This is a genomic window from Anaerosporobacter faecicola, assembly GCF_012070565.1.
Taxonomy (GTDB): domain Bacteria; phylum Bacillota; class Clostridia; order Lachnospirales; family Lachnospiraceae; genus Anaerosporobacter; species Anaerosporobacter faecicola.
In genome coordinates this window covers 1-2,117 of sequence record NZ_JAAQRO010000016.1, presented here as the reverse complement: position 1 = coordinate 2,117, position 2,117 = coordinate 1, and the positions used below count along the sequence as shown (strand labels likewise).

Genomic DNA, 2,117 nt, shown 5'->3' with positions numbered 1-2,117 from the left:
CTCCCCTACCCACACCTCATCGCCACCCTTTTCAACGGATGTGCGTTCGGTCCTCCATTGCCTTTTACGGCAACTTCAACCTGGACATGGGTAGATCACCCGGTTTCGGGTACACGTACACTGACTTGTAAGTGTGTATTTCAACACTTTTCGCCCTATTAAGACTTGGTTTCCCTTCGGCTCCGAACTTTCTGTTCTTAACCTCGCCAGTAAACGTGACTCGCCGGACCGTTCTACAAAAAGTACGCGGTTCACCACATAAGGGTGTTCCACAGCTTGTAAACACAGGGTTTCAGGTTCTCTTTCACTCCCCTCCCGGGGTTCTTTTCACCTTTCCTTCACAGTACTATGCGCTATCGGTCACTAAGTAGTATTTAGCCTTGGGGGGTGGTCCCCCCGACTTCCCACAAGGTTTCTCGTGTCTCGTGGTACTTCGGATCCCGCTCGCTATCTATCCGTTTCGAATACGAGGCTTTCACTCTCTCTGGCTGGCTTTTCCAAAACCATTCTTCTACAGAATCGACTCACTTATTGCGGTCCATAACCCCAGAGTGCACGCACTCTGGTTTAGGCTCTTTCCATTTCGCTCGCCACTACTTTGGAAATCGAGTTTTCTTTCTTTTCCTCCGGGTACTTAGATGTTTCAGTTCCCCGGGTTCCCTCTGCATACCTATGGATTCAGTATGCAGTAACGGAGGTTTGCTCCGCTAGGTTTCCCCATTCAGAAATCGCTGGGTCAAAGGATATTTGCTCCTCACCAACGCTTATCGCAGCTTATCACGTCTTTCATCGGCTCTTAGTGCCAAGGCATCCACCCTGTGCTCTTATTAGCTTAACCAACTAATATTTGCTCTTATGTTACATAGCGTTGCAACATAAGGGTTTTGATCCTTACTTTCGTAAGTATCTACATCGTTAAATCCTTAAACGTCTTAATTCTTTAACTTTGCATTGTTATCATGTTTGAACATTCATTCTAACATGATGTTTTAGATGTCTGACAAATCAAATTTATATTTGATTGTTTATTCAATGTGTAGTTTTCAAGGTACAAGCGTAACTGATTTATCTTCGATAAATTCTTTTACGTGACTGCATTGACTTCTCAATAATCAGTCATTTCATATAAGTAATTGCTCTTATCTTTTCTGTCTCATATAAGATTACTTATATCAAATGACTAATTAGGATAATTCTTATTTGATTTTACTATATCTTGTTTCTTTTTTAATCTGGCAGCCACCTACTCTCCCATACCGTCTCCAGTATAGTACCATCGGCCGTCTAAGTCTTAACCATCGTGTTCGAGATGAGAACGGGTGTGTCCCTAAGACGCATCGCCACCAGAAAAATTTTGTTTTCTTTTTTAAGAGCTTGATTATTGTATTATACGCTTTTACATTTGTCAATGTTTAATCTGTATATTTTATAACCAATTCTTGGATTGAAAACTCAACAGTAAAACAACCTTTACTTCTTCTCTTCCTTAGAAAGGAGGTGATCCAGCCGCACCTTCCGATACGGCTACCTTGTTACGACTTCACCCCAGTTATTGATCCTGCCTTCGGCAGCTCCCTCCTTACGGTTGGGTCACTGACTTCGGGCATTACCAACTCCCATGGTGTGACGGGCGGTGTGTACAAGACCCGGGAACGTATTCACCGCGACATTCTGATTCGCGATTACTAGCGATTCCAGCTTCATGTAGTCGAGTTGCAGACTACAATCCGAACTGAGATGACATTTTTGTGATTTGCTCACTCTCACGAGGCTGCTTCACTTTGTTATCACCATTGTAGCACGTGTGTAGCCCTAGTCATAAGGGGCATGATGATTTGACGTCATCCCCACCTTCCTCCAGGTTATCCCTGGCAGTCTCTCTAGAGTGCCCATCTTACTGCTGGCTACTAAAGATAGGGGTTGCGCTCGTTGCGGGACTTAACCCAACATCTCACGACACGAGCTGACGACAACCATGCACCACCTGTCTCTCTTGTCCCGAAGGAAACATACATTACATATGCTGTCAAGAGGATGTCAAGACTAGGTAAGGTTCTTCGCGTTGCTTCGAATTAAACCACATGCTCCACCGCTTGTGCGGGTCCCCGTCAATTCCT

At 44.4% G+C, this 2,117-nt stretch carries 3 rRNA genes; all 3 read right to left on the bottom strand.

The window, feature by feature from the left end:
• Positions 1-838: ribosomal RNA gene (locus tag HBB17_RS08160) — 23S ribosomal RNA — on the bottom strand; the annotation flags it as partial.
• Positions 839-1,230: 392 nt separating this feature from the next.
• Positions 1,231-1,348, bottom strand: a 5S ribosomal RNA gene (gene rrf, locus HBB17_RS08155).
• Positions 1,349-1,490: 142 nt separating this feature from the next.
• Positions 1,491-2,117 (bottom strand): 16S ribosomal RNA (locus HBB17_RS08150); the annotation flags it as partial.